Consider the following 26,547-nt stretch of genomic DNA (forward strand, 5'->3'; position numbering starts at 1 on the left):
AGTCTCCGTCCGTTTGGCAGGGCGTTAGGGTGCGTGTCGGCAAGCTTCATTGATCCAGCTCAAATTGGGAAAAATTCCATCCAGTCGCGGGCAGATGCCCGGCGCGTTCATCGAGTTGCGCCAGATCGAGCAGGCGGACGATCGAGCGTCCCGAGGTCTCGATCAGCCCTTCATCGCGCAATTCGCCGAGTTGGCGGCTGATGGTCTCGATCGTCAGGCCCAGACTGTCGGCGATATCGCGGCGCGACATTGGAAGGTCGAGAATGCAGGCACTGCCGCGCGGCGATCCGCCCCTCTTGCCTGTTCGTTCGGCCATCACGACCAGGAAACTCGCAACCCGCTCCTGCGCCGTTTTCCGGCCGAGCGTGATGGCCTTCTCGCGGGAACGGGCCAAGGCTGTCATCGCCCGGCCCAGCACAGCGTCCATCACAACCGCTTCCCCGCGCGCGAGGCTCAGGAACGCGTCGAGCGGGAAGGTCACGAATTCGGACGGCACCAGCGCACACAGCATGTAGGCGTGGGCGGCCCGTGCAGGGACGGACACGAGGTCCCCCGTGAAATGAAAGGCGACCACCTGCTCCCGTCCCTGGGAAGCATGGGCCACGAGCTTCGTCGCTCCGGATGCCAGGAACACCATCTGGGCCACATCGTCGTCGGCGATGGCCGCCTCTCCAGCCGCAGCCGTCGTAGAGCGCGCGAGGGCTTGGAACCGGCGACGTAGCGCCTCCGGCAGTTTCGGCGGAAGAATGGCGGTCGCGAAGCGATCGAACGGATCGACCGCGGACAAGGCTTCGCAATGGAGAAGGCGTTGCATGACCCGGTGATGCCCGGTCCGTGCACGACCATCATTGATCTGCGTCAATGCATGCGCGGGCGGTCTTCCGCATCGGGATGCGAGCGATGCAATAGCCTGGGCCGCACGAGGTGGCCGCTGCATCGCGGAGAAGCAAGATGAAACTGTCAGTCCTGATGGGCGCGATCGCGCTCGGAACCCTCGTCGTACCGGGAACCGCAATGGCGCAGGAACGCGCCGGGTCGGTCCAGATCAAGGGTTTCGTGACCGCGGTTCTGCCCGACGGCAAAATCACCGACGTCGAAACCGATATCGTGGGCCTGCCCGCAAACACGCAAACCGAGGCGAACGACAATGTCGTTCCGACCGTCGCCATAGAATACTTCGTCTCGGACAACGTCTCGATCGAGACGATCTGCTGCCTGACCCAGCATGACGTGGATGGCACAGCCGGGCTTCCGGGGGCGGAGTTCGTCTCGGACGCGAAGCTCATTCCGGCGACCGTCACCGCGAAATATCATTTCGATCTGGGCGGCGCGAAACCCTATGTCGGAGCCGGCCCTGCCTATTTCATCTTCATCGACGAAAAGCCCGGTTCGGCGACGATCCCGCTGGGCGTCACGGATTTCGACCTGTCGAACGAATTCGGGCTCGCGCTTCAGGTGGGCGCCGACATCCCGCTGAACGATCGCGGACTGGGGCTGAGCGTCGACGCCAAGCGCTATTTCATCGATACGACGGCCCGCTGGTTCGCGGGCGATACGCTGGCGATACAGACGGAGCACAAGCTCGATCCGTGGGTGATCGGTGCCGGCCTCTCCTACCGCTTCTAAACACCTGAAGGCCACACAGGCAGCGGGCTCGATCCTCGATCGCGATCCGATCGAGGATCGTCGCCTTCGCGTAATGGCAATCTCAACGACGCTGGAGCGGTCCGCAACCCGGTTGGATAAGCCGCCGATCACGGCATTCGTTTCACCCACCTGTTGCCGAATTTCCCGCCTCGGTTGCATCGATCCCGATCTGTGGCCGGGAAAGAGCCAGCTCCTGGCCAAATGCCGGCAATTGTACGAAAATGGGATCTGGCTCCGGCGCCGTCTTGTAGATGAAACCGAAGGTCGGATTGCTGCGCGATCCAAGTGCGTCGATCGGATCGTACCACACGCGCACCGAACTCCAGTCGCCTTCCTCCGACACGTCGACTGCAAGCACACCGCTGTCGATCACGCCCGGACCGGACCAGTTGGCGTGGTCCAGCAGGATGCGCCGATCGTCGAGGATGGCAGAGACGACCGCCACATGGCCCAGCGGCATTGCCCCGGTCGGACGAAATGCGAGGACCGCGCCGACCTGCGGGTCGCCGCCGCGAGGGTAGTGTCCCTCCGCCTGCCCCCACCAGGTGAGGGCATTGCCATGAATCTGGATGCCGGAAACCTGGCGCGCATAGGGCACGCATTGCAGATGGCCGGCCTGTGCCGCGACCGGACCGATGGCCAGTGCGAGGATGCAGGAAGCGGCGAAAATCGCCCGCGTTTTAAGATAGATACGCTCCGCACGGCAGCGGAAGCGCGATAATGCGCCCGTCATCGAGACCCTCCAGATTTTCCGTCCGAGGGCGATGTTACAAGGTCTCGGGAAAGGTGCCAGATGGCACCCGGTCCGCTGGCCGCGTTCGGATAACGACTGGTCGCTAAGTCCGAATGGCGCAGCGGGCGCCAGCGTCAGGACGCGCCCCCCCTGGGCCTCCGACCGCAGCATGCGCGGCCGAAGGCTTCGGGTAAGTTGCGTCGTCAGCGCGCTTTCAATTCCTTCACCAGCGCGGGTGCAGGGTAAATCGTCTCGAGCGCTTCCTGCACCGCGGCGGTAGACACCACCACCGTTCGGTTGAGCGTCGGGTCGTAACCGTAATTGCCGCCCAGCGAGTGGATGTTGCCGTCGAACGCTGCGCCAATCACGGTACCCGCCTTGTCGATGACCGGCGAACCCGAATTGCCCCCGATGATGTCGTTGGTGGTCACGAAATCGTAGGTCGTGTCCATGTCGATCTTCGCCTTGTTGGCGGCGAAGGCGGGTGCGACGTCGAAGGGCGGGCTGCCCGTGGCCCGCTCGAAGGTCCCGCCCAGCGTGGTCGCGATCGGCACCTCGTTGCCGCGCTCGACCCAGCCCTTCACCTGGCCATAGCTGATGCGTAGCGTGAAGGTGGCGTCAGGGTAGAGCGTGTCGCCATAGGCGGCGAAACGCGCATCGGCGAGCTTACCACCCGCGACCGTCAGCGGGCCGACATAAGCCTCGTCCACCTGCTGCTTCAGCTCGCGCTGGCGCGGGTTGAGCCGTAGCGCATACTGAATCATCGGATCGTCCGAAGCTTCAATCGCGGCCATACCGCCGTCCCACAATTGCTGGCGATAGGCTGGGTCGGCCAGGTTGCTGCCTTCGACCAACCGCGTGGCGAGCGCTTCGGGGCTTTCCTTGCCCAGCAGCAGCTTGGAATCGGGATCGTCGACGCCGAGATATTCGCGCGCCTTCGACAGGCTCCATTCCAGCGACAGCTGGTCGAGCCAGTTGTAGACGGGCTTCTCGTCGAGGATCTGTTTGCGGGTCAGCGGCAGCGCGCTGTCGGTGAAGCCGGGCAGACGCTCGGCGTTGGGCTTCGTCCGCTCCTGCGCCGCCATGACAAGCGCCTGCGCATAACCGTAAAGGTCGCTCGACGGCGAGATGAAGCGATAGGGCAGGTATAGCGAGCGATAGGCGGTGACCGCATCATCGACGGCGTTCCACGGATCGCCGATGGCGGCATTACCCGCGCTCTTCGCCTTGAGCTCGTCTTCCTTCGCCGCGAGCGTCGCGGTGAATGCCGGGTCGTTCAGCGCCTTCTGGCGGCCGATATAGACCTTCAGGCTGTTCTCGATGCCGTTCAGCATGTCGAGCCCCTCGCGTTCGTGATCCGCGCTCTCTTCCATCCCGCGGATCAGGCGGCCGCGCAGCTCGGAAAGCGTCGTAACGGTGATCGGCAGCCGCACCTCGCGCTCGAAGGCGAGCTGGCTTTGCGTGTAGAGGCGGCTGGTCGAGCCGGGGTTGCCGACGACGAAGGTCAGTTCGCCTTCCTCGGGCGCGGTCGGGTTCCACTTCAGATGCTGCGGTGTGCTGACCGGCTTGCCGTTCTCGTAGGCGCGCAGGAAGCTGGCATCGAGCGAGTAGCGCGGGAAGTTGAAGTTGTCGGGATCGCCGCCGAAGGTCGCGGCGCGATCCTCGGGCGACCAGACCAGCCGGACGTCGGAATATTTGCGATAGGTATAGAGCTTGTACTGCCCGCCGCCGAACAGGGTCACGACCTGGCAGCGCGTCGTATCGGTATCGGGGCAGCCGGCCGTCTCGATCGCGGCGATCTTCGCATCGCGCGCCTTGGTCAGCGCCTCACCCGTCAGCGATCCGATCGCCCCGGTGACGTCACCGGTAACGTCGGTGATCTTGGTCACGACCTCGGCCTGCTGCCCGGGGCATTTGAGCTCGAGATCGCGTCGGTCGGCGATGTAGCCGTCGTTGAGATAGTCGCTGCCCTGCTTCGAATTGTCGAACAGGCAGCTCGCAACGCAATGGTGGTTGGTCAGGATCAGACCCGAACCCGAAACGAAGCTGGCCGAGCAGCCCCCGGTGAGGCGCACCGCGGCGGCTTGCACCTTGTCGAGCCACTGCTGGTTCGGCGCCCAGCCATAAGCTTCCCTCACTTGCTCGGTCGGGAAATTGTCGAACGTCCACATGCCTTCGTCGGCCCGCGCAGGTTGGGCAGCGAGCGCGAAGGTGGAGGCGGCGACGAGAAACGTCGTGTTGGTTAGCTTCATCGGGGACATCCTTTCCAGTAGAGGCGTTGATCGCACAGGACGCGTCGGTCGTCATGCCATCCGCAAGGTTCTCTCGCTCACGCTTATGGCGAAGAGAGGGTTGCGCAAGGGTGAGCGAGCATTTTTCTCCCATGAGATAGTATCTCCTGTGTTGCAACTCATGAGTGCGTTCTCGCGGGCTTGCTCTCTCGGCGGATCGCTCGAACGAGCGGACAGCAAGGCAGGTTCGCGCGACCGGGCATCGCAAAAAGATTCGGTAAATCGATTGATAAGACTTGCTCGTTATTCGCGGCGCGTGGACGCATCTGCACATCCTACCGCGCTGGAGGAAAGCGCTCGATTGGCGGCTCTGGCCGATCTCGCGATCCTCGACACCGAGTCCGAACGCGAATTCGATGCGGTCACCAGGGTCGCGGCGTCGGTCCTGGGCGTGTCCAGTGCAGCGGTCAGCCTGATCGACAGGGACCGGCAGTGGTTCAAGTCCCGCCATGGGATCGATTTTACGCAGACGCCCCGTGACATCGCCTTCTGCGATCAGGTCGTGGCGCGGCGCGACCCGCTGGTGGTTCCCGACGCTCTCGAAGACAAGGCGTTTCGTGACAATCCGCTAGTCGTCGCGGAGCCTCGGATCCGCTTTTACGCCGGCGTACCGCTTTTCCTGAAGTCCGGCCATTGTATCGGCAGCCTTTGCGTCCTCGACGATCGCCCCCATCACAATTTCGGCGATGCCGAACTCCAGTTTCTGCGGGAACTCGCATCGATCGTCGAAGAGCTGATCGAGGCGCGCAAGGCGCGCTCGCGGGCCGACATCGCGGCGGAGGTGGTCGCATCTACACCTGACGCTGTTGTTGCCACCAATCGCGCAGCACAAATCGTTTTCTGGAATGACGCGGCAGAACGCATGTTCGGCTGGCCTTTGGATCAGGCGCTGGGCCAGGACATCACTCTGATCATTCCCGATTGGTTTCGCGACGACCTTCCCGACAGGGTCGAAGCCCCCGTCAACAACGGTCCTACCCGTTGGGTGAGCAAGTTCGTGGAACTCGAGGCGCGGACGAAGAATGGCGCGAACTTTCCGATCGAGCTTTCGCCTGCAGCCTGGGGCGACGACGATCACGGCGGATATGCAGCGGTGGTCCGGGATATCACCAAGAGGAAAGCCCTTCAGGCGGATCGTGACGCCAGCAAGAAGTTCCTGGATGCGGTGGTTACGAACCTCCCCTCGATGCTCTTCGTCAAGGATTCTCAGACACATCGATACCTTCTGCTAAACAAGAAGGCGGAAGAACTCGTCGGACGATCGGCCGAAAGCATGATCGGTAGGCACGATGCCGAGCTCTTCCCTTCCCGTGGTGCAGCATTCAAGCAGAACGATGCCAGGGCCGTTGCCAGCGGCAAGCCGGAGCAGGCGGAGTCCACGTTCGAGCGGGACGATGGTTCCATGGTCGACATCAGGACCACGCGTGTCCTAGTCGACGGTCCGGATCGGCCGGGCCAATATCTTCTCGGACTGTCGGAGGATGTAACCGAAATCCGGCTGTCCGAATCGGAACGCCTAAAGCTCGCACGGTACGACACCCTGACGGGTTTGTTGAACCGGGCCAGTTTCCTCGAACAGGTCGACAAGCTGATTGCGGATGGAGTTCGCTTCGCCATCCTCAATGTCGATCTCGACCGGTTCAAATCGGTCAACGACCAGTTCGGCCACGTCGTCGGCGACGAGGTATTGAAACTCGTGGGCCAGCGGATCGGGATGCTCGCCGACGAAGAGACGCATGTTTCACGGATAGGGGGCGACGAGTTCGTATGCGTTCTGACCGGCCAGGCCTTGCGAAAACGTGCCCGTCTCATTTCCGAAAGCTTGATGGCCGGGGTCAGTTCGCCAATCACCGTCGGCGGGATCACCGCACATATCGGAGCATCGATCGGGGTCGTCGTCTATCCGGATGACGGCGACTCTCTCGAAACGCTCCGCCAGCATGCAGATCTCGCAATGTATCGGTCGAAGCAGGATGGCAGAGGCGAACCATGCTTTTTCGACGATGCGATGGATGCGGCGGAGCGTGATCGGCGCAAGCTCGAAACCAATCTGCGCACGGCCATAGAGGAAGATACCATCGATGTCGCTTTCCAGCCGATCGTCGATGCCTCTACCGGTGAGGTAACCGGGTGCGAAGCCCTTGCGCGCTGGACCGAAGCCGATCGGGGCCCGGTGCCGCCGGACGTGTTCATATCGCTGGCGGAAAACTGCGGCCTTATCGAGATGCTGGGAGAACAGGTATTGCGGCGCGCCTGTCGCGAAGCGCAAAGCTGGCCCGAACACATCAAGGTCGCGGTGAATCTCTCCCCGCGCCAGTTCTTCTCGGGACGCTTGGTCGATACCGTCCTTGCCGTGCTGGCGGACACGGGCCTGGCGGCTGATCGACTGCAGCTGGAAGTGACCGAAAACCTCGTCATTCAGAACGCCGAGGAGGCCTTCTCGCAGCTCGCACTACTTAAGCAGAACGGTATTCAAATTTCGATCGACGATTTCGGGATCGGCTATTCTTCGCTAAGTTATTTTCAGACGTTTCCCTTTGACAAGGTCAAGATCGACAAGTCGTTCATCGGGGAAGTCGAGGATTCGCGCGCTGCCAAGGCGATCGTCACCGCCGTGGTCGGCCTGGGCGAGCAGCTTTCGATGAATGTCGTCGCCGAAGGTGTGGAGACTATTGCTCAGCAGAGGTTGCTGCGCAAGCTGGGCGTCACCCATCTCCAGGGCTATCTCTATAGCGAACCGTTAACCAGCGAACAGGTTACGAGCTACCTATCGCAACAAGTCGCGTCGCCGGTCGCCCGAGGCCTATTCGAACTCGTATAAGCGGTTATAATACGAACATTGGTGAGTGGGTCGAACTAGAACCCACCGCTTCGTTTGCGTCTGAAAATCTCTCTCCCCAGGAGTAGATTTCCCGGTGTATCAGCGCGCAATGGGCAGGCGTATTTCGAAGGTACTTCCCGCACCCGGGGCACTTCTCAGCAGTTGGATCGTGCCATCATGCAGTTCGACGAGCTGCTTGACCAGGGCCAGCCCGATCCCAAGTCCGTCGCCCCCGATACCCATTCCTGCATCGGATTGCTCGAACATGTCGAAGATCCGCGACTGCTGATCGGCCGGGATGCCAACCCCATTGTCGGATATGGCTATGCTTACGCTAGTCGCGTTACCGGTGACGGCGACCTCGATCCGCCCTCCTTTCGGTGTGTACCTCGCCGCGTTGCCGACGACGTTCCCGACGATCTGGATGAACCGCGCTGGATCGACGTCCAGCTCGATCGGGTCTGTCGGTAGCACCGCGTCGAGCGCGTGATGTCCCGCCTCGATCGCTGGCCCGGCAACCTCCAGCGCCGCCGGCATGATTTCGCTCACCAGCACCTTTTCCCGCCGCAACGAAATCTTGCCGCGTTCGATACGATTGATATCGAGAAGGTCGTCGACAAGTCGGATCATGTGACTGAGGTTCTGCCGCATCGATTTCCGCACGGTATCCGTGGCAGCGCCGTCGGACTTCCGTTCGAGGATGTTGAGCCCCGCCGTGAGGACCGCCAAGGGGTTGCGCAGTTCGTGGGCGAGCACCGCCAGGAAACGGTTCTTTTGGTGATCGGCCGCCTGCAGTGCTGCGGTAAGCCCCTCCAGCTCGTCGCGCTGGGCCGTGATTTGCCGCCGCTGGACGAAAAGGTCGTAGAACACCCTCGATTTCGAGCGCAGGATGTCGGCTTCGATCGGCTTCTGGATGAAATCGACCGCGCCGGCCTCGTACCCGCGGAAGCGGCGCGTGGCATCCCCGCTGCCGGCGGTCAGGAAGATGATCGGGATGTGCCGCGACCGTTCGTTCGCGCGCATGAATTCGGCCAGCTCGAACCCGTCCATGCCCGGCATCTGCACGTCGAGCAGCGCCAGCGCATATTCGTTCGCCAGCATCAGTTCGAGCGCATCTTCACCGCTGCGGGCCTTGTGCAGTTCGAGCCCGTCGCGCGCGAGCAAGGCGTCGAGCGCGAGGAGGTTTTCCTCCAGATCGTCGACCAGCAGGAATTTGACAGGATCGGTCATCGCGCGATCATCGCCTCCAGAACAGGTCCCATGTCCTCAAGGAGCATCGTTCGCGAGCCTGGGCACGCGGCACGGGCAGCCATCGGCATAGTCGCAACTTCCGCCGTTTCCGGGTCCTGAACGATGCCGAGACCGGCTGCCGCGCATACCGCCCGCAGACCTTGGGCACCATCGCTGTTCGCTCCTGTCATGACTATCCCGGCCAGCCCCGCCCCAAAGGCATCGGCCGCGCTTTCGAACAGCACGTCGATCGCCGGGCGCGAATGGTTGACCGGTTCATCGGACGAAAGGGCGATGGTCCCGTCGGTTTCGACGAGCAGGTGATAATCCGGCGGCGCGAAATAGATCGTGCCGGGCGCGAGCGGCTCCTTGTCCTCCGCTTCCTTCACCCGGAGCCGGCACTTTCCTGCAAACAGATCGACCAGTGCATTTTCACGCCGTGGCGGAATATGAACGACCACGAGAACGGGGGCGGGAAAGTCCTTCGGCAATGCAGGCAGCACTTGCGACAGCGCCTGAACGCCCCCTGCGGACGCGCCGATGACCACGGCCTCCAGGCTCATCGCGCGTTCCTCCGGTATATTTTCTCCGTCCGCACGAATTCGGAAAACATATCGGAATGGGTGGAAAAGCGCAGGCTCTCCTTCGACCCAAGACCCAGAAAGCCACCGCGAGCGAGCGATTCACCGAAAAGGCCGACGACCCGGTCCTGCAGTTCGCGGTCGAAATAGATGAGAACATTGCGGCAGGAAATCAGGTGCATCTCGCCGAACGCCGCATCCGTTACCAGGCTATGGTCGGAAAACACCGCCCTCTCCCGCAACGACTTATCGAAGACGGCCCTGTCGTAATCGGCGGTGTAATGGTCGGAGAGGGAGGAGTGCCCACCGGCCAGGCGATGGTTCTCCGTAAACAGGCGGATTCGGTCGAGCGGATAGACCCCGGCCTGCGCCGCACGCAGCGCCACCGGATTTATGTCAGTGGCGTAGAAAATGGTGCGATCCGCCAATCCCTCTTCCGCGAACAGGATCGCCAGCGAATAAAGCTCCTCGCCGTGGCTGCACCCGGCGATCCACACCTTCAGCGAAGGATAGGTGCGCAGATGCGGCACGACCTTTTCGCGCAGCGCCCTGAAATAGTAGGGATCGCGGAACATCTCGCTGACCTGCACGGTAAGGAAATTAAGCAGCTTGGGCAGAATGGTCTCATCGTGCAGGACCGCCGACTGGATGTCGGAGATGCTGTCGTAGCCCCACTGGCTACGCGCCTGTAGCAGCCGCCGCTTGATCGATGCCCGGGCGTAGTGCCGGAAGTCGTAGTGGTAGTGGCGATAGACCGCATCCAGCAGCAGCTGGATCTCGATGTCCTCGATGCTCTCGCCCGTCACCGCGGCATCCATACCCGAACCAGCGACAGCAGCCTGTCGACGTTGATCGGCTTCGCCATATAGTCGTTCGCACCTGCATCGATGCACTTGCGCTGGTCGTCCGGCATCGCCTTCGCCGTCAGCATGACGATCGGCAGCTTCTTCCAGCGGGTGTCGGCGCGAATCGCACGCGCGGCGGTCAGCCCGTCCATCACGGGCATCATCACGTCCATCAGGACGAGGTCGATCGCCTTGTCTGAATCGCCGGCCGCCTCTTCCAGCGCATCGAGCGCCTCCTGCCCGTTGCGCGCGATCCGTGTCAGCGCCCCGCGCGGCTCCAGCACGCTGGTGAGAGAATAGACGTTGCGCACATCGTCTTCCACGATCAGGATCCGACGCCCCTCCAGGGCCGCATCGCGGTGGCGCGCCTTCTCGATCATCTGCCGCTGTTCCGGCGGCAGATCGGATACGACCTGGTGCAGGAACAGGGAAACCTCGTCCAGCAGCCGCTCGGGCGATTTGGCACCCTTGATGATGATAGAGCTGGAATAGCGGCGCAGGCGCTGCTCTTCGTCGGCCGACAGGTCCCGACCGGTATAGACGATGACCGGCGGAAGCGGTCTCTCGCCCTCCTCGCTCAGCGTCTCCAGCAGCGAAAAGCCGGAGGCATCGGGTAGCGCGAGGTCGAGCACCATGCAGTCGTACTGCCCGTCGCGCAGTTCCTCCAGGCACTCGGTAGCGGTTCCGACGCCGACGGTTTCGACGTCCTGCGTTCCCAGCAGTCGGCCCACCGCCTCGCGCTGGACCTCGTCGTCCTCCACGATCAACACGCGCCGTACGCGTGTTGCGAGTTTGTTCTGCAGCGATGCGAGCACTTCGGCCAGCTGTTCGCGCGGCGCGGGCTTTTCCAGGAAACCGATCGCGCCGAGCGCCAGTGCGGTCTGCGCCTGGTCCGATCCGGAAATGACATGGATGGGGATATGCCGCGTGCCGTCTTCGTGCTTCAGCCGGTCGAGTACGGTCAGGCCGGACTGGTCGGGCAGGCCGATGTCGAGCACGATCGCGCTCGGCCGGTATTCGCGTGCCAGATCGATCGCCTCCTGCGCCGTGCCCGCGACGATGCACTGGAAGCCCATTTCGCGCGAAAGATCGCACACGATGCCTGCGAACGTTCGGTCGTCTTCGATGACGAGCAAAAGGCGCTTGCCTTCGGACAGGGCCTCCCGGTCGTCGTCCACCGGCGCGGAACTCCCCGTAGCGGGCGCCGGTGGTGCAGAAGTGGGCGATGGCGATGCGGTTGGCGCGGGCGACGGAACATTGTTTTCCGAGGCAGCCACCGGAACTTGGCGCGGTGCGACCGTGGCGGGGTCGTACACCGCCGGCAGCGTTACGACGAAGGTGCTCCCCTTCCCTTCCTCGCTCTCCAGTTGGATGCTGCCGCCCAGCAGACGCACGAGCTCGCGCGAGATCGAGAGGCCGAGACCGGTGCCGCCGAACTTGCGGCTGATGGTGCCGTCGGCCTGGCGAAACGCATCGAATATGGCCTCGCGCTGCGCGGGGGCGATGCCGATACCGGTGTCCACCACCGCGAAATCGACCGCTCCCCCTTCCCGTGCGGAGATGGACAGTGTCACGCTGCCCTGCTCGGTGAACTTGATCGCATTCGCCAACAGGTTCTTCAGCACCTGTTCCAGCCGCATGCGGTCGGTCTCGATCGATCGCGGCGCATCGGGTTGGAGCGCGATCTCGAACTCCAGCCCGCGCTGCTGCGCCAGCGGCTCGAATACCTTGCGCAGGTCCGCGGCCAGCCGCTCGGTCGCCATCGGGGCGGCCTCGATCTCGACGTGACCCGCCTCGATCTTCGACAGATCTAGGATGTCGTTGATAAGGGTCAGGAGGTCGTTGCCGGAGGACTCGATGGTCCGCGCGAACTTGACCTGATCGGCGGTCAGGTTCCCATCGGCATTGTCGCCCAGCAGCTTCGACAGAATCAGCAGCGAATTGAGCGGCGTGCGCAATTCGTGGCTCATGTTGGCGAGGAAGTCCGACTTGTACTGGCTGGCCTGCTCCAGTTCGCGCGCCTTCAGCTGCAGCGACGCCGCCGCGCGGGCCAGTTCGTCGCGTTGCCCTTCCAGCGTTTGCGCCTGCTCCTCCAGCTGGGTGTTGGTCTGCTCCAGTTCGACCTGCTGAAGTTCCAGCCGGGCCTGCGACTCCTTGAGCGCGTTGCCCTGTTCCTCCAGTTCCTCGTTCGAAACCCGGAGTTCCTCGCTCTGGGCTTGGAGTTCGCCGGCCTGCCGCTGTGTTTCTTCCAGCGCATCCTGCAGCCGCTCGCGGAAACGTGCCGAGCGCAGCGCAACGCCGACCGAGCCCGCCACCGCATCGAGCAGTTCGCGCACGCGATCGTCCACATCGTCGAAATAGCCGAGTTCGACCACGGCATTCACCGATCCTTCGTTGAAGGCCGGTGCCACCACGAGATGGCGCGGCGTGGCGCTGCCCAGCGCGGAGCCGATCCTGAGATATCCGTCCGGAATGTCCGACACGACGGTCGCCTGCGAATCAGCCGCGACCTTGCCCAGCAGCCCTTCATTCAGCGCGAACGCCTCCGGCACCGCAGCGCTGTCGGGGACGCCGAGCATGGCGACGCGGTTGAAGACGCTGCCCTCGCCCTTGAACAGCGCACCCGCCTGCGCACCGGTTCGTTCGGCGAGGAAAGACAGCACTGCCTCGCCCAGCTGCGAAACAGTCTTCTCGCCGCGCATCGCCTCGCTCAGATCGACCCGCGCGGTCTGGAGCCAGCGTTGCCGCTCGCGAGCGCGGTTGTTTCGCAAAACGAGGATGAAGATCGCGATTACCAACCCGATCCCGATCAGGCTGGTAATGACGGCGCTGAGAATCGCGGCGCGCTAGGCAGCGGCAAGTTCAGCAATCCGTTTTTCTCGTTCGCCCGTTTCCTCGCGGGTCATCTGCGCCATTTGCTGACGGATGGCATCCATGGCGATTTTGCCACGGTCGCTGTCGGTCAGTGCGATCGCCGCCTCGATACCGCCTTCGCGACGCGTCCGGATGGCAAGTTCGGAAAAGCGGAACTTGGTGGCGACGGTGTTTCGAAGCCTGTCGAGATTATCGCGTTGGACGGCGCTGTTTCGTGTGAGAGCCGCGAGTGCGGACAACTCCTCCCGCGCAGCGGCAACCCCTGCGTGGTAGGGTTCGAGATACTGATCGTGTCCGGTCAGAACATAACCGCGCTGGCCGGTTTCCGTGTCGAGCATGGCGATCATGAGGTCGTCTAGCGTCGTCAGAACCTCGTGCGTGTTGCGGATCCGCGTCTCGTTATCCCGCATGTCGAGCACGTTGGAATACGAGGCGATCGCGCTGATGACGAAGAAGCCGATTCCTAACAGGAGACCGACGACGGGCCATCCGGCCGATGCATCGCGGACTTCCCGCTTCACGAAAGTTTCTGGCAAGGGTCTCGAACCTTATGGGCGGACACCCGCCATACGAAAGCGGCGCAAGGGCAGGCAACCCTTTTCGGTCAGGGTGAATCGATCGCGGCACCTCACCGAGGCAAAGCCAGGAGTATGCTTCGGCCTTTTGGGTAACCGCCGGTCCGGATGCAGCATGTCGGCGGCGTAGGTATGCGATTTGCCCCTTCCCATGCAGCGTTCGCCCCGCATTGGATGAGAACCCCGAAACATCGGAAACGGTAACCGATGCGCGCCTGCGACTTTGCTCCTCATTCGTCGACGATTAGAAAAATCCGCTTCCGATCATTGACGGGTAAAGATCAAGCCGACTCCCTGAAAATCCCCTCGGAGCGGAACATCAATTCCGTGACGCATCCAGTAGGCACCGCTCGCCTCCGTTGGTGTCGCAGATGCGAGAGGTTCGCCATCCATACGCTCCACGCTATACCGGGCATCTTCGTTCAGACCCTGAAGGCGTATCGGTCGTCGCGGATCAAGCCGGTGGGTCCCCTGGACGAGGGCGAAGAGTGCGGCCTGACTTCGATCTGGCGCCACATAAAGTGTGGTCGACCTTACGTCGCCTTCTTCAGGCCGGTCGATCCGGTAGAGATCTCCTCGCTGCACCGTTGGGCGGATCCGCTTATAAGCGGCGACGTAGCGCTTCGCCGTAGCGAAGTCTTCCTGCGTCCATTCCGTCAGATCGTTCCCGATTCCCAGTCCGCCCTGCATGGCGGATAGAAAGCGAAAAGAAAGCGGCGTCGACCGCCGGTTGACCCAATTCGGACTGTCGGTGACCCACGCCATCATAACCCCCGGGTCGTAGGCCTGGGTGTAACCGTCCTGGATAAGAAGCCGGTCGACTGGGTCGGTGTTATCCGACGTCCAGACCTGGTCGGTTCGCTGCATGATACCAAGATCGATCCGGCCGCCGCCTCCCGAACAGCTTTCGATCTCCACCCCCGGATGGCGTCGCCGCAACTCGTCGAGAATGTAATAGAGATTGCGCATATAGCGTACGTAAATCTCCTGCTGCTCATCCACGGGCACACTCGGCCAACCGGGTTCCGACCAGTTGCGGTTATAATCCCACTTGAGGAAGCGGATGTCGTTCTTCGACAAAAGGTCGTCGAGTACTCCGAGAAGATGATCACGTACATCCTGCCTCGCGAGGTTGAGAACGAGCTGATTACGTCCTTCGGTGCGCGGCCTGCCTTCGAAGTTGATCACCCAGTCAGGATGGGCGCGATAGAGCTCACTGTCCGGATTGACCATTTCTGGTTCGACCCACAATCCGAATTCCATTCCCCGCGCCTGAACATGATCGATCAGGGGCTTGAGTCCATTTGGAAATTTCTCCGGATTGACCTGCCAATCGCCCAGCCCAGCATGATCGCTATTGCGTTCACCGAACCATCCATCGTCCATCACGAAGCGCTCTACGCCGATTCGCGCCGCTAGGTCGGCTAAGCGCATTTGACCGGCCTCGTCGACCGCAAATTCGGTGGCTTCCCAGCTGTTGTAGAGGACCGGGCGGAGCGGTAAGCGACCGTCATGCCGCGGCAGGATCGACTGGCGTTGGAAGCGATGAAATACGCGCGAGGCTGCGCCCATCCCCCCATCGGAGTAACCCGCGTAGAAAACCGGGGTCTCTAGGGTTTCCCTCGGCGCAAGCGAGTAGGCGAAATCGAACGGATTGAAGCCACCTGTAATCCGCGTACGCCCAGCGACGTCTCGCGCCACGCCAATCCGCCAGGACCCGCTCCAGGCGAGCGCTCCGATCCAGGCAGGGCCCGACTGCTCCGTTGTTTCGCCATCGACCGTTATCATGAACCACGGGTTGTTCTCGCTACCGGTCGATCCGCGGCGGCTCTCGAGCACGGTCCCGGCGGCCGAAACCGGCGCGTCGCCCCGTTGCCATTCGGCAGCCCATCGTCCGGTCGTATAATGAAGCCGATAGCGTTCATCGACTGGAAGCGTATATCCGGCAGCGGCGGCGCGATCGATCCGAACGCTCATGTCCCCATCGTTGCGGATTGATGCCGAGCGACCGATCACTCCGGTATCGGGATCGATCGTATAATGAAGGATCACCGTAAGCGGGCGCTGAATATCCTGCAGTTCGACCGTGACTGCATCGCGCTCGATCTTATGCGAGCGATAATGCAGCACCAGATCGCGATTGCCGTCCGGCCATGCCACTTTGAGCGCGGGATCGGCGAAGAGTCCCCCACCCCACCCGGCATATTCCTGCGGAACGACGTTGGCAGTAACATCGAAACCCGACAGCCCGCCAATTTCGGGGCCGTCGATCGGATCTTCCGCCTCGAGCCGTTCGCCCCAATAAACGCTCTGCAATAGATCGTCCCGACTCACTTTGAAGGCGTATGTTACGTCACCTCCGTCGAGACGAAATACACGCCGTTCGGCGTCGTAGCTCGCCTCGGCCTGGGCCCCTTCCACGGGCAGCGTGAGAATCATTGCGAACCCGATTGCGGACAGCGCGAAACGCATTCTTCCCTCCCTCAAATCATACAATTGCCGCGTGCGGTCCGTCTGTGGGTGGCGACGGGCATACGGATTATATATCCACCAGCGGTTGTGGACCGAAGAAAAGCCCTCGACAAGCCCTTCATTATATCATATTTAATTTGGTGTCGAACCACATGGGGGAGGATAACAATGCACGCTAGAAAACTTTCGCTGGCCAGCCTGCTGTCAGGCGTGGCGCTGAACATCGTGGCTCCGGCATCCGCTGCCGCGATGTCACCCGATGATCAGCCGCCGGCAGGAACCACTACCACCGGTGATGCCGAAGAAACCGGAAGCACGACGCAGCCGACCGGAGAGCAAATTCCCGCTGGCGAGGCGGATGATAACGTCATTGTTGTAACAGGCATCCGGGCGTCTCTCGGCAATGCGCTTGATCTGAAGCGCGAGACCATCGGCGTCGTCGACGCGATCTCGGCAGAAGACATCGGCAACTTTCCCGACGCCAACATCGCGGAGTCGCTCCAGCGTATAACCGGGGTCGCGGTCGACCGGGTAAACGGCGAAGGCAGCGGCGTAACGGTTCGCGGATTGGGACCGGAATTCAACACCGTGCTGCTCAACAACCGTCTGCTCTCGACAACTGGCGGCGGCAGGTCGTTCTCGTTCAATATCCTTCCCTCCGAACTCATCTCGGGCGCAGAGGTCTACAAATCGTCCGAAGCACGCCTCCAGGAAGGCGGAATCGGATCTACGATCATCCTTCGAACCGCTCGTCCTACGGATCGTGCAGGATTTCACTTTGCTGGAAGCATTGCTGGCCAGCATGACAGCACGGCAGACAAGATAACCCCGTTCGCCTCTGGATTCATCAGCCAGTCCAACGACGACCAGACGTTCGGCATCCTTGCCAGCTTTGTCTACGACAAACGCATCTCGACCCTATCCAACATCTCCACCGATGGCTGGATCATCAATCAGAACATCGACAGCGATGGAGACGGGGTGAACGATACCGCCTCGGGCCCGGGGACCGGGGTCGCCTTGCCGCGAACGCTCAACTTCACCTCTACCCATAACGACCGCGAACGCATCGGCGGGACGTTTGCGCTCGACTACGCGCCTTCGGACACACTGCGGCTGGAACTCGACGCCCTTTACACCCAGCAAAAGACGTCCAGCGTGACAAATCAGCTCGGCTACTATGTCGATCCGGGACGTATCACGAGCGCGACGATCAATCAGAACAACACCGCGACGCAGTTTACGGTGCTGCCCGCAACCCCAACCGCGGGCCTCGCGTCTGACAATATCCTGGCGACCAATCCGGAGGATGCGCGCACCTATCAGATTGCGGCCAACGCGCAGTGGAATCCGGCCGACGATCTCGAGATCGTATTCGACGCGGCGCATTCGAACACCCGGAGCGGAGCAGACCAGTTGTTCTACGTCGTTGGCACGCGACAGATCGGGGTTACGCCAACCTTCGTTCTCGATGGCCCGGACGGGTTGCCCACAATGACCAACGTGCTTGCCCCGAACGACAAATCGGCGCCCCGACTCCACTGCTGCTCGGAACGCGGGGGGCGGAATTCGGACACCATCAATCAAGGGACTATTGATGCGACCTGGGACCTCAGCGGCTTTCTCGACCGGATCCAGGGCGGGCTTTTGTTCACAAATCGGAAGAAAACCACGATCTCGCGTGAATCTCCCGAACCTCTCGGTTGCTTCTACTGCGGGTACCAGGCAGTTGCGCCTTCCAACCTGTTCAGCGATTTCAGTGCCAATGTGCTGGGACGCGATCTGACGTGGCTCACCTACGATCGCGACGCGCTCGTCCAGTTTTATGGCTCCGCCGCGGCGGTAAACCAAGTAGGCGGCAACTCCCCCGAGGCGATTGCGGCCCGCGAGCGTTTTCTCGCAGTCTACCAGGGCAACAATAACAGCCTCGATCCGATCGACCGCGACCGCGGGTCGGGTACCGTGCGCGAAAACACCTTCGCGGCTTATCTCCAGGGTTCCGCGGAAGGCACTTTGGGCCAAATGCCCTACACCCTTCTCGCGGGCGGCCGCCTGGTTCATACCGATGTCCATGTGACCGGCTATTCTGTCACATTGCTCGATGTGATCCAGAACCCGGCCGATCCGACGGCGGCGGTTCCCGTCTATAGCCCGACGATCCCGGTCGATGCCGACAACAAGTATACCTACCTGCTTCCGTCGCTCAATTTTCGCCTGAACCTGACCGACGACCTGGTATTCCGTCTCGCCGGTTCACGCACGCTCACGCGTCCTACGCTCAGCCGGCTTGGACTGTCGCAGAGCTTCGTGTTCCGTCCGCCGAACTCTAATACCGTCAGCGGCGGCAACCCCAACCTAAAGCCGTTCCTCGCCTGGAACGCCGATGCGGCAATCGATTATTATCTCAGCCGCACGAGCTATGTGAGCCTGACCGGTTTCTACAAGAAACTGCAGAATTTCATCATCTCTGGACAGCAGTTCGAGAACTATTTCGGCCTGACCTTTACGGCGAACCGGCCCTACAACGCACAGGACGGCGAGGTGTACGGTCTGGAAGCAGCAGTTCAGACGACCTTCGATTTCCTGCCGGCGCCGTTCAACAATATGGGCGTAACCGCCAACTACACGAAGGTCGAAAGCTCCATCCGGTTCGATCCATCGCTCAGCAACCAGACTTTCAATGTCGAAGGGCTGTCCGATACCGCCAACCTGATCCTGTTCTACGAGGACGATACCTTCCAGATCAGGGGCGCATACAACTGGCGCGCGCCGTTTCTTCGTCAGACGTTCGGACCGCAGAGCCAGCCGGAGAATATCTTCGGTTACGACCAGATCGACCTAAGCGGCTCGATCAAGTTCAACGATCGTGTGTCGCTGTTCGCAGAGGTCTTGAACCTGACGAACGAGGATTTCCGCAGCTATTCCCGGTACGAGGAGCGACTGATCACGGTTTCCGACCAGGGCCGTCGCATAACCGTCGGCCTGCGCGCAAATTTCTGACACTGACAGGGCTGCGGTCTCCGAATAGGGATCGCAGCCCGTTCTTCACCAAAACAAGCCCCGAGGCCATTGGACAACAGTACACTTCACCATCTTCCGGATGGCCGTATCGCGCGGAAATTCGTTCTCGCCGCCGGCAGTTTCCGCGTGATCATATCCGATCTCGGCGCGACCATCTTGGGGATCGAAACACCTGATCGCGACGGCATTATCGCCAATGTCTTGCTCGGTTATCCCGATCCTGCACATTACCCGTCTGCGGGGGCACCTGGATCCGATCACTATCTCGGCGCGACCTGCGGCCGTTTCGCCAATCGCGTAGGCCACGCGCAATATCGCAAGGACGGTGTCCTAGTGCGGTTAGAAGCAAACGAAGGCCCTCACCAGCTGCATGGGGGGCCGGTGGGCTTCAGCCATCGGATCTGGAAGGCCAAAGCCGCTTCCTCGACGTACCTCCGCCTCGAGCTCATTAGCCCCACTGGCGAAGGAGGTTGGCCGGGCACCCTGCGAGCTCGCGCGGAGTTCGAAGTCGCGAAGTCCGGTTCGCTGTCGATAGATTACAGCGCCGTTACCGATGCTCCGACAGCCGTCAATCTCGTTGCGCATCCTTACTTCAACCTATCGGGCACCAGCGCGCAGACAATCGACGACCACGTGCTGAAGATTGCTGCCGATACGTTTCTTCCGATCGATGGCGACCAGCTTCCTCAAGGAGAAATACGTGGCGTTGCACAAGGACCCTTCGACTTTCGCGAGGAACGACGCATCGGCGAGGCGATCGCCATGCCGGACAGCCAGCTACGAGCGGGCGACGGCTATAATCATGCTTTCATACTGCGGCGCGAAAGGGTCGGCCCAGCCGCAGTGCTCTTCCACCCGAACTCTGGTCGGCGGCTCGCAATCGAGACCGATCAGCCTGCCCTGCAATTCTATTCAGGAAACGGCCTGGCCGGACACTTTGGCAGGCGGCAGGGCCTTTGCCTCGAAACCCAGCAGTTTCCGGACAGCGTCAACCATGCCCATTTCCCACCCTCATGGCTGCTGCCCGGTGAAACCTATCGGTCCCATACGCGGCTCGGCTTCAGCGCGATCCCAAGCCCGGATCAGAGCCGTCCCATCCGACCGTGATCTGCGACAATGTCCTCGCCGGTGATAAAACGGGCACGGGGAGAAGCCAAATATAAGGCCAGCTGCGCAATATCATCGGGTTGGCCTATGTCCGCGGGATCGAGGCTCTCCTCACCGGAACGGATGGCTGGGCTCTGTTGCAGCAGGGGTGTGTCGATCGCCCCGGGAAGGATGGCATTGCAGCGAATACCGCGTTCACGCCCTTCGATCGCCGTGCTTCTGGTGAGGCTGACCAGCGCAGCCTTCGACGCGGCGTAGGATGCCACGAGGGGAGATGTGCGCCGGGCATGCACGGAAGCAATGTTGATAATCGAACTGCCGGGCGCCCCATGCCGAAGTACCAAGCCGCTGAGAAGCGCGGGCGCGATCAGATTGATCGCCAGAAGCTGGTGCCAGTCTTGCTCGGACTGTTCCTCCAGCGGCTTGAATATCATGATACCGGCGATGTTCACCAGGATGTCGACCCGGCCGAAGCGATCGAGAGTTCTCTCGAACGCCATGCTTACCGCTTTCCCATCACTCAGATCACAGCCGATACGCTCGACCGTTCCCTGCTCTGCGTTCCGCTCGGAGCCGAGCGCCTTATCGACCAGTGCGAGATGCGCACCGGCACGTGCGAAGACGGCCGCAGTCGCCGCACCGATCCCGCCGGACGCGCCCGTTACCAGTGCGACCTTTCCTTCCAGTTCGGCGCTTACCATTCCCGCAGCGATCCGTCAGGTCCACGCCAAACCGGGTTACGCCAGCGATGAGGTTGGCGCGCAGCGTGGCGAACGCGTTCCTCGTCGATCTCTACTCCTAGCCCTGCACCCTCGAGCACGGCGACGGATCCGTCGCTCACGTCGAGTACTTTGGGGTTTTGGAGGTAGGTAAGAAGATCGGCATCTGCCTGGTTATAATGAATTCCCAGCGACATCTCCTGGATCACGAAGTTGGGACACGTTGCAGCGAGTTGGAGGCAAGACGCCAAAGCCAAGGGTCCAAGGGGACAATGAGGTGCCAGCGCCACGTCGTAGGTTTCCGCCATTGCGGCAATTCGGCGTCCTTCCGAAATGCCACCTGCATGACTGAGATCGGGTTGGGCAATATCGATCGCAGCTGACTGGAAGAACGGCTTGAAATCCCAGCGGCTGAAGAGGCGCTCTCCCAACGCCAGTGGAACCGCAGTTTGGGCGGCGACTTGCGCGATCGCCTCGGGATTTTCGCTCAGCAGCACCTCTTCGATGAAGAGCGGTCCGAGCGGCTCGAGCGCGCGAACCACTTGCCGCGCCATCGGACGATGAACGCGCCCATGCAGATCGACCCCGACGTCCAGGCCGGTTTCGCGAACCTGAGCCAACCGTTCGACCGCATCGTCGACCGCCGACGGGCCAGCTAGCCAGGCCATGTCCTCCGTCCCGTTCATCTTTACTGCGTCGAAGCCCTGTTCCCGCCGCATAGCCGCAGCTTCGGCAACGTCACCTGGTCGGTCTCCCCCGATCCAAGCATAAACCCTGATCCGGTCGCGCACGCGCCCGCCTAACAGATCGGATACTGGAGCATTCAGCACCCGGCCCCTGCGGTCCCATAGCGCCTGATCGATACCTGACAGAGCAGACATCAGAACAGGCCCGCCGCGATAGAACCCCAGCCGATAGATCATCTGCCAGGCGTCTTCGATCCGATCAGCATCGTGGCCGATCAAGCGATCACGTGCTGCGTCGAGCGCGCCGGCTACAGCCTCCCCATGCCCTTCCAAACTGGCCTCACCCCACCCGACGGCTCCATCGTCTGTTTCGATACGCACGAAGAGCCAGCGTGGCGGAACAAGAAAATGCTCCATTGAGACGATTTTAGACATCATCGGGTCCGATCGAGAGCGGTGCGAGCGGCCAATGGCCACAGGCGAAGTTCGGAGAGACGCCCGCTCTGACGCAGACGATCGGCTATTACGGCCAGCAGTAGGATGCCGCCGCGCACGACATATTGGTAAAAGGTCGGGACATTGAGCAGGTTGAGGGCATTCTGCGCTGTTCCCATGATGAGTACACCGATGATCACTCCGGCCATCGTGCCAACTCCGCCGGAGAGCGATACACCGCCCAGGACGCAGGCAGAGATCACAGCCAATTCCAGGCCTGCACTGGTATTGGGCTGCCCGCTGGTAATGCGCGCGGCCAGGATAATCCCGGCCAGTCCGGCAATGAGCCCCTGCAGGGCGAAGACGGTAATGCGGATCCGGGTAATCGGCACCCCGGCCAATCGCGCGGCCTCAGGGTTTCCGCCGATCGCCAATACGTTGCGTCCAAATACGGTGCGCCTGAGCAGCAGCCCGAAAATTGCGAAGCTCGCGATCATCGCCCAGATCGGCCAGTTAACACCCAGGAAGCCCCCGGATCCCAGCGCGTAGAAGGACTGCACCGGTATCGCGACGCTTTCGCCTCCCGACACAAGGAATGCGAGGCCGCGAACGACTTCCATCGTTGCCAGCGTGACAATGAGCGAATTGACTTTCAGGCCGGCGACCACCGCTCCATTGAACAGACCAACCGCGGCGCCTCCAGCCAGACCCGACAGCACGCCCAGCAGCACGCTGCCTGTGGCGTTGATCGCGACGGCGGTAAGAACCCCGGAAAATGCTACGATAGAGCCAACGGAGAGGTCGACCTCGCGCATCGCGAGGACCAGCATCATGGTAGCAGCGATCGTCCCTACGAGGGTCACAGAAAGCAAAAGTCCGCGCAGGTTACGAATGCCGAGGAAGTCGGGCACTGCCAGCGAGAGCACTGCGAGCAGGACCAGCAGGACGATCACGGGCCACGCTTGGCGCATCAGATGTAGACGGGTCATGCGGGCACAGTTTCCTTCTCGCCATTGTCGGACATGGGTGGGCTCGCTTCGGGCAGAGCGAGGCGCAGCAACCGGTCTGATGTCGCGTCGGCACGTGCGACCACACCCGACACGCTTCCTTCGCGCATCACCACGATGCGGTCGGCGACCCCTAAAACCTCCGGCATGTCGGACGAGGCAAACAATACCGTCCCACCTCCTTCCGCGAACTTGTAGATGAGGTCGTAGATCTCGCTGCGCGCCCCGACGTCGATGCCGCGCGTGGGTTCGTCGAGAAGCAGGATCCGCGCATCGGCCATCAGCCAGCGCGCTATGACAGCCTTTTGCTGATTACCGCCCGACAGCGTTTCAATCGCCGTCTCCGCGCTCGCGGTCTTGATTCGCAGTGCATCGATTTGCTCGTCCGCCAGCGCCGCTTCCCGTGAGGGCCGCAGCAAGGGTGTTGCGGTGTGCAAATTTCGCCAAGCCAAAGCCAGGTTTTCCCGGACAGGCGCTAGCGGAACGATACCTTCGCGTTTCCGATCTTCCGGGCAAAATGCCAGACCAGCCGCAATAGCGGCGCGCGGATTTTCGGGAGGCAGATCGCGTCCCTCGATCATCACCGTACCTGCCGTGCGTCGCTCGGCTCCGAAGATCAGGCGGAAGAGCTCCGAACGTCCGGCGCCCACCAGGCCGAAAAGACCGACGATCTCGCCGCGAGAGGCGGACAGGTCGACCGGCTGGCGCAAACCGTGACCTTCTACCCCATGCAGAGCAATGGATTGACCGCCCAGAGCACGCGCGCGGAAGCCATAGATATCTTCAATTTTGCGCCCCGCCATCGCCCCGACGAGGCGGTCGGCATCAGCAGGGCCGACAGGCGCGGCATCCAGCACATGGGTACCGTCGCGAAGGACAGTCGCAGTGTCGGCTAGGCGGTAGACCTCCTCCATTCGATGACTGACGTAGAGGATCGCCTTCCCCTCCCCACGCAGATCGCCGATGATCTCCATCAGGCGTTCGACCTCGCGCGTGCTGAGCGAACTGGTCGGCTCGTCGAAGGCTATGATCCGCGCATCGCGCAAAAGCGCACGCCCGATCTCAACCATCTGGCGTCGGCCGATCGACAAATCCCCTAGCCTGGTATCGGGATCGATTTGCTCGCCCAGGCGAAGGAGTACCTCGGTCGCGCGGGCCCGCAGTTCGTGGCGATCTACGAACCCACCCCGCGCCGGGAACGCGCCGAGCATCAGGTTTTCCGCCACCGATAGTTCCGGCGCAAGCTGCAATTCCTGATGGATGATCGCGATACCTGCATCCTGGCTCTCGCGCGGCGACGTGAAATGGCGCGGCTGCCCGTCGACCAGCAAATCTCCGCTATCGGGCTGATACTGACCTGACAGGATTTTCAGGAGGGTGGATTTTCCCGCGCCGTTCTCCCCGATAAGTGCGCGCACCTCGCCACTCTCAACCGCGAAGCTGACCCCGTCGAGCGCGACCACTCCCGGGAATACCTTGCCGATGCCGCGATATTCCAGAAGCGCGCTCATGCGATCGCCTCGCGCGCCAGGATCTGCCTGAAGTTGCCCCGGTTCATGAGAGTGCCGCTGGTCAGGGTAACCGCCGGTGGACGAACACCATCCTTTATCCACCGGTACATGGCCGCGGCGGTGTCGTATCCATGACGGCGGGCGCTCAGAAGGACCGTTGCGAAAAAGCCGGTCGGGGTAGGCTTTGCCAGTTCCGACACAGCAGCCTCGGATCCGCCGATACCGACGCCGATGATATCGCCCGAGGTCATCGACAGCCCCTCGGCCGCGCGTACCCCCCCGATCACGCTCTCATCGTTCAGTCCGATGATGATCCACTGGTCTATTGCCGGGTTTGCAGTGATCACCGGGGCTGCTGCGGTAAAAGCGCCCTCCGTGTCACTGGTGCGTTGCGGAGCATCGAACACCTGTGAGAAACCCTCGCTGGCAAGCGCGTCGATCGCGCCAGAAGTGCGTTCTTGCGCAGTCTCCAGACTGTCGAAGGCCAGCCGCAGAACTCCGGTAGAAGCCGGGTCCCACTGGCGCCGTCGCGCTTCCGTTGCGGCCGCTTCGCCGGCCAACCTTCCGATCGCGGTAGCTGAGATACCGACATAGGGCATGTGCGAGATGGGTGTGCCGTCGGGAGCGCTTAGCCGGTCGTCCACGGCGAGAGCTTTCATTCCCGTCCGGTCGGCATATTCCGCAATTGCCGGGCCGAGCCGGGGGTCGGGCGCACAGATTATGAAGCCCTGGGCATATCGCGCGTACAGGGTCCACAAGGCCGACAGAACCCGGTCGCCATCCTCGGCGCCGATTTCTATAAGAGTGAACCCGAAATCACGGGCCGCCGCCTTCGCGAAACGCCATTCGTCTTGGAACCACTGTTCCTGGGGCATTTTGACGACGAAGCCGATGCGAATATCCGCGGGGGCACGCGTACAGCCCGAAAGCAGAGCGGCACTGCCCACCAAGCCAGTGCCAACCACGCTTCGCCGCGATAGCGCCATCGTTTCTGCCCCTCCCTGTTCCGCCGCGTTCGCTGATCAAACGCGCTGGATGAATCGTTGCGGGTGCTATATATCATATTTATAATCAAGGAAAGGCCTGTTGATGGACGATTATAGCGTGTTGCCTAGAGACGGGGTTGATCAGCTCGGCGAGGGACCGATGTGGTCGGCCCGCAACGGGTTGCTCTACTGGGTCGATATCTTGGGCGCGCATCTACATACGCTCGAGCCGGACACGAACGTGGTGCGGAGCCACGCGATGCCCGACATGGTGTGCTGGGCGGTCGAGCGGCGCGATTATGCCGATCTCCTTGTCGGCCTGCGCAAAAGCATTGCGCGCTTCGATCCACAAACAAGCCGGACCGAGCTGGTCTGTCCGGTCGAACCAGATCGCCCGCACAACCGCCTGAACGATGCGAAAGTCGACGCCGAAGGCAATCTATGGTTCGGCTCCAAGGACGATCGCGATCTGGAGGCGAGCGGTGCGCTATACCGCATGACGGAAGACGGGTCGGTCGCGATGGTCGACGATGGTTATAAGGTCACCAATGGTCCGGCATTCAGCCCTGACGGTCGCTGGCTCTACCATAACGACAGCGGGCGCGGCGTTGTATACCGCTTCGAGCGCTTGGAAGACGAAGGCATAGGCGAGCGCGAGGAATGGATCCGCTTCGCGACTGAGGACGGATACCCCGACGGGATGACGGTGGACAGCGAAGGTGGGCTGTGGATCGCGCACTGGGCAGGTGGCCGGGTCAGCCGTTTCGATCCAGCCGGTAAACTGATGCGCAGCGTGCAGCTCCCCGCCAGCAATATCACCAGCTGTGCCTTCGCCGGCCCGAACCTCGATCGGATGTTCGTGACGTCGGCGGAATTTGGCTCCCCAGGGTCACCCGACGATGGCGCATTGTTCGAAATCGAGCCAGGAGTGCGCGGGCTTCCTACCCCTGCCTATGCCGGCTAAGCTACTGCCTGGCTTGGCGAATGGCAGTCGAGGGGATAATAG

The 26,547-nt window shown here is 61.9% G+C and carries 17 protein-coding genes and 1 pseudogene; 5 read left to right on the forward strand and 13 right to left on the reverse strand.

Annotation, left to right across the window (positions count from 1 at the left end; translation table 11 throughout):
- Positions 1-46 precede the first annotated feature (46 nt).
- Positions 47-787, reverse strand: a complete 741-nt coding sequence (locus MKP08_RS12840; RefSeq protein ID WP_241554158.1) for a helix-turn-helix domain-containing protein — start codon at positions 785-787, stop codon at positions 47-49.
- A 164-nt stretch (positions 788-951) separates the two neighbouring features.
- On the opposite strand from MKP08_RS12840, the gene MKP08_RS12845 reads away from it, so the two are divergent.
- A complete protein-coding gene (locus MKP08_RS12845) occupies positions 952-1,626 on the forward strand; it encodes an OmpW family protein (RefSeq protein ID WP_241554159.1) in 675 nt (224 codons plus the stop codon).
- Between the two features lie 142 nt (positions 1,627-1,768).
- Here MKP08_RS12845 and MKP08_RS12850 read toward each other — a convergent pair whose 3' ends face one another.
- Both MKP08_RS12850 and MKP08_RS12855 read right to left on the reverse strand, forming a co-directional pair.
- The gene (locus MKP08_RS12850) at positions 1,769-2,380 is read right to left on the reverse strand and encodes a CHAP domain-containing protein (RefSeq protein ID WP_241554160.1); all 612 of its coding nucleotides are present in this window, start codon (positions 2,378-2,380) and stop codon (positions 1,769-1,771) included.
- Between the two features lie 203 nt (positions 2,381-2,583).
- Positions 2,584-4,632: a S46 family peptidase gene (locus tag MKP08_RS12855; RefSeq protein ID WP_241554161.1), complete on the reverse strand. Its 2,049-nt coding sequence runs from the start codon at positions 4,630-4,632 to the stop codon at positions 2,584-2,586.
- Here MKP08_RS12855 and MKP08_RS12860 point away from each other — a divergent pair.
- Positions 4,592-7,492 carry an EAL domain-containing protein gene (locus tag MKP08_RS12860; RefSeq protein WP_241554162.1) on the forward strand — a complete coding sequence of 967 codons (2,901 nt, stop codon included), beginning with the start codon at positions 4,592-4,594 and terminating at the stop codon, positions 7,490-7,492. The genes MKP08_RS12855 and MKP08_RS12860 overlap by 41 nt on opposite strands.
- A 99-nt stretch (positions 7,493-7,591) precedes the next feature.
- On the opposite strand, the gene MKP08_RS12865 is transcribed toward MKP08_RS12860, so the two are convergent.
- The 5 genes and pseudogenes from MKP08_RS12865 to MKP08_RS12885 all read right to left on the reverse strand — a co-directional run bounded on the left by MKP08_RS12865 (position 7,592) and on the right by MKP08_RS12885 (position 16,069).
- On the reverse strand, positions 7,592-8,722 hold the full coding sequence (locus MKP08_RS12865; protein ID WP_241554163.1) for a hybrid sensor histidine kinase/response regulator: 1,131 nt from the start codon (positions 8,720-8,722) through the stop codon (positions 7,592-7,594).
- Positions 8,719-9,285 carry a chemotaxis protein CheB gene (locus tag MKP08_RS12870; RefSeq protein WP_215227766.1) on the reverse strand — a complete coding sequence of 189 codons (567 nt, stop codon included), beginning with the start codon at positions 9,283-9,285 and terminating at the stop codon, positions 8,719-8,721. Before MKP08_RS12870 ends, MKP08_RS12865 begins: the two co-directional genes overlap by 4 nt.
- The gene (locus tag MKP08_RS12875) at positions 9,282-10,121 is read right to left on the reverse strand and encodes a protein-glutamate O-methyltransferase CheR (RefSeq protein ID WP_241554164.1); all 840 of its coding nucleotides are present in this window, start codon (positions 10,119-10,121) and stop codon (positions 9,282-9,284) included. Before MKP08_RS12875 ends, MKP08_RS12870 begins: the two co-directional genes overlap by 4 nt.
- Positions 10,106-13,432: pseudogene (locus tag MKP08_RS12880) on the reverse strand (response regulator). The gene MKP08_RS12875 and the pseudogene MKP08_RS12880 overlap by 16 nt, the downstream one beginning before the upstream one ends.
- A 429-nt stretch (positions 13,433-13,861) precedes the next feature.
- A complete protein-coding gene (locus MKP08_RS12885) occupies positions 13,862-16,069 on the reverse strand; it encodes an alpha-galactosidase (protein ID WP_241554165.1) in 2,208 nt (735 codons plus the stop codon).
- A gap of 168 nt (positions 16,070-16,237) precedes the next feature.
- On the opposite strand from MKP08_RS12885, the gene MKP08_RS12890 reads away from it, so the two are divergent.
- Entirely contained in the window at positions 16,238-19,069 is a 2,832-nt protein-coding gene (locus tag MKP08_RS12890; protein WP_241554166.1) for a TonB-dependent receptor, read from the forward strand.
- Between the two features lie 69 nt (positions 19,070-19,138).
- The gene (locus MKP08_RS12895) at positions 19,139-20,197 is read left to right on the forward strand and encodes an aldose epimerase family protein (RefSeq protein ID WP_241554167.1); all 1,059 of its coding nucleotides are present in this window, start codon (positions 19,139-19,141) and stop codon (positions 20,195-20,197) included.
- Here the strand turns inward: MKP08_RS12895 and MKP08_RS12900 are convergent.
- Genes MKP08_RS12900 through MKP08_RS12920 form a run of 5 tightly spaced genes read right to left on the reverse strand, consistent with a single transcriptional unit; the run spans position 20,173 to position 25,541 of the window.
- The gene (locus MKP08_RS12900) at positions 20,173-20,898 is read right to left on the reverse strand and encodes an SDR family NAD(P)-dependent oxidoreductase (protein ID WP_241554168.1); all 726 of its coding nucleotides are present in this window, start codon (positions 20,896-20,898) and stop codon (positions 20,173-20,175) included. The two genes, MKP08_RS12895 and MKP08_RS12900, sit on opposite strands and share 25 nt — an antisense overlap.
- Entirely contained in the window at positions 20,892-22,037 is a 1,146-nt protein-coding gene (gene dgoD, locus MKP08_RS12905; protein WP_256970099.1) for a galactonate dehydratase, read from the reverse strand. Before dgoD ends, MKP08_RS12900 begins: the two co-directional genes overlap by 7 nt.
- Positions 22,037-23,026: an L-arabinose ABC transporter permease AraH gene (gene araH, locus MKP08_RS12910; RefSeq protein WP_241554170.1), complete on the reverse strand. Its 990-nt coding sequence runs from the start codon at positions 23,024-23,026 to the stop codon at positions 22,037-22,039. Before araH ends, dgoD begins: the two co-directional genes overlap by 1 nt.
- Positions 23,023-24,555, reverse strand: a complete 1,533-nt coding sequence (araG, locus tag MKP08_RS12915) for an L-arabinose ABC transporter ATP-binding protein AraG (protein ID WP_241554171.1) — start codon at positions 24,553-24,555, stop codon at positions 23,023-23,025. The genes araH and araG overlap by 4 nt, the downstream gene beginning before the upstream one ends.
- Positions 24,552-25,541: a substrate-binding domain-containing protein gene (locus MKP08_RS12920; protein WP_241554172.1), complete on the reverse strand. Its 990-nt coding sequence runs from the start codon at positions 25,539-25,541 to the stop codon at positions 24,552-24,554. The genes araG and MKP08_RS12920 overlap by 4 nt, the downstream gene beginning before the upstream one ends.
- A 103-nt stretch (positions 25,542-25,644) precedes the next feature.
- On the opposite strand from MKP08_RS12920, the gene MKP08_RS12925 reads away from it, so the two are divergent.
- Positions 25,645-26,505 (forward strand): SMP-30/gluconolactonase/LRE family protein, encoded by an 861-nt coding sequence (locus MKP08_RS12925; RefSeq protein ID WP_241555610.1) that lies wholly within the window; start codon positions 25,645-25,647, stop codon positions 26,503-26,505.
- Positions 26,506-26,547 lie beyond the last annotated feature (42 nt).

The organism is Erythrobacter sp. LQ02-29 (assembly GCF_022576075.2).
Taxonomy (GTDB): domain Bacteria; phylum Pseudomonadota; class Alphaproteobacteria; order Sphingomonadales; family Sphingomonadaceae; genus Alteriqipengyuania.

What these genes read in the sequence shown, in the direction of transcription:
- MKP08_RS12845 (WP_241554159.1), top strand. Translation starts at nt 952, where the DNA reads ATGAAACTGTCAGTCCTGATGGGCGCGATCGCGCTCGGAACCCTCGTC.
- MKP08_RS12850 (WP_241554160.1), bottom strand. Translation starts at nt 2,380, where the DNA reads ATGACGGGCGCATTATCGCGCTTCCGCTGCCGTGCGGAGCGTATCTAT.
- MKP08_RS12855 (WP_241554161.1), bottom strand. Translation starts at nt 4,632, where the DNA reads ATGAAGCTAACCAACACGACGTTTCTCGTCGCCGCCTCCACCTTCGCG.
- MKP08_RS12865 (WP_241554163.1), bottom strand. Translation starts at nt 8,722, where the DNA reads ATGACCGATCCTGTCAAATTCCTGCTGGTCGACGATCTGGAGGAAAAC.
- MKP08_RS12870 (WP_215227766.1), bottom strand. Translation starts at nt 9,285, where the DNA reads ATGAGCCTGGAGGCCGTGGTCATCGGCGCGTCCGCAGGGGGCGTTCAG.
- MKP08_RS12875 (WP_241554164.1), bottom strand. Translation starts at nt 10,121, where the DNA reads ATGGATGCCGCGGTGACGGGCGAGAGCATCGAGGACATCGAGATCCAG.
- MKP08_RS12885 (WP_241554165.1), bottom strand. Translation starts at nt 16,069, where the DNA reads ATGCGTTTCGCGCTGTCCGCAATCGGGTTCGCAATGATTCTCACGCTG.
- MKP08_RS12890 (WP_241554166.1), top strand. Translation starts at nt 16,238, where the DNA reads ATGCACGCTAGAAAACTTTCGCTGGCCAGCCTGCTGTCAGGCGTGGCG.
- MKP08_RS12900 (WP_241554168.1), bottom strand. Translation starts at nt 20,898, where the DNA reads ATGGTAAGCGCCGAACTGGAAGGAAAGGTCGCACTGGTAACGGGCGCG.
- dgoD (WP_256970099.1), bottom strand. Translation starts at nt 22,037, where the DNA reads ATGTCTAAAATCGTCTCAATGGAGCATTTTCTTGTTCCGCCACGCTGG.
- araH (WP_241554170.1), bottom strand. Translation starts at nt 23,026, where the DNA reads ATGACCCGTCTACATCTGATGCGCCAAGCGTGGCCCGTGATCGTCCTG.
- araG (WP_241554171.1), bottom strand. Translation starts at nt 24,555, where the DNA reads ATGAGCGCGCTTCTGGAATATCGCGGCATCGGCAAGGTATTCCCGGGA.
- MKP08_RS12920 (WP_241554172.1), bottom strand. Translation starts at nt 25,541, where the DNA reads ATGGCGCTATCGCGGCGAAGCGTGGTTGGCACTGGCTTGGTGGGCAGT.
- MKP08_RS12925 (WP_241555610.1), top strand. Translation starts at nt 25,645, where the DNA reads ATGGACGATTATAGCGTGTTGCCTAGAGACGGGGTTGATCAGCTCGGC.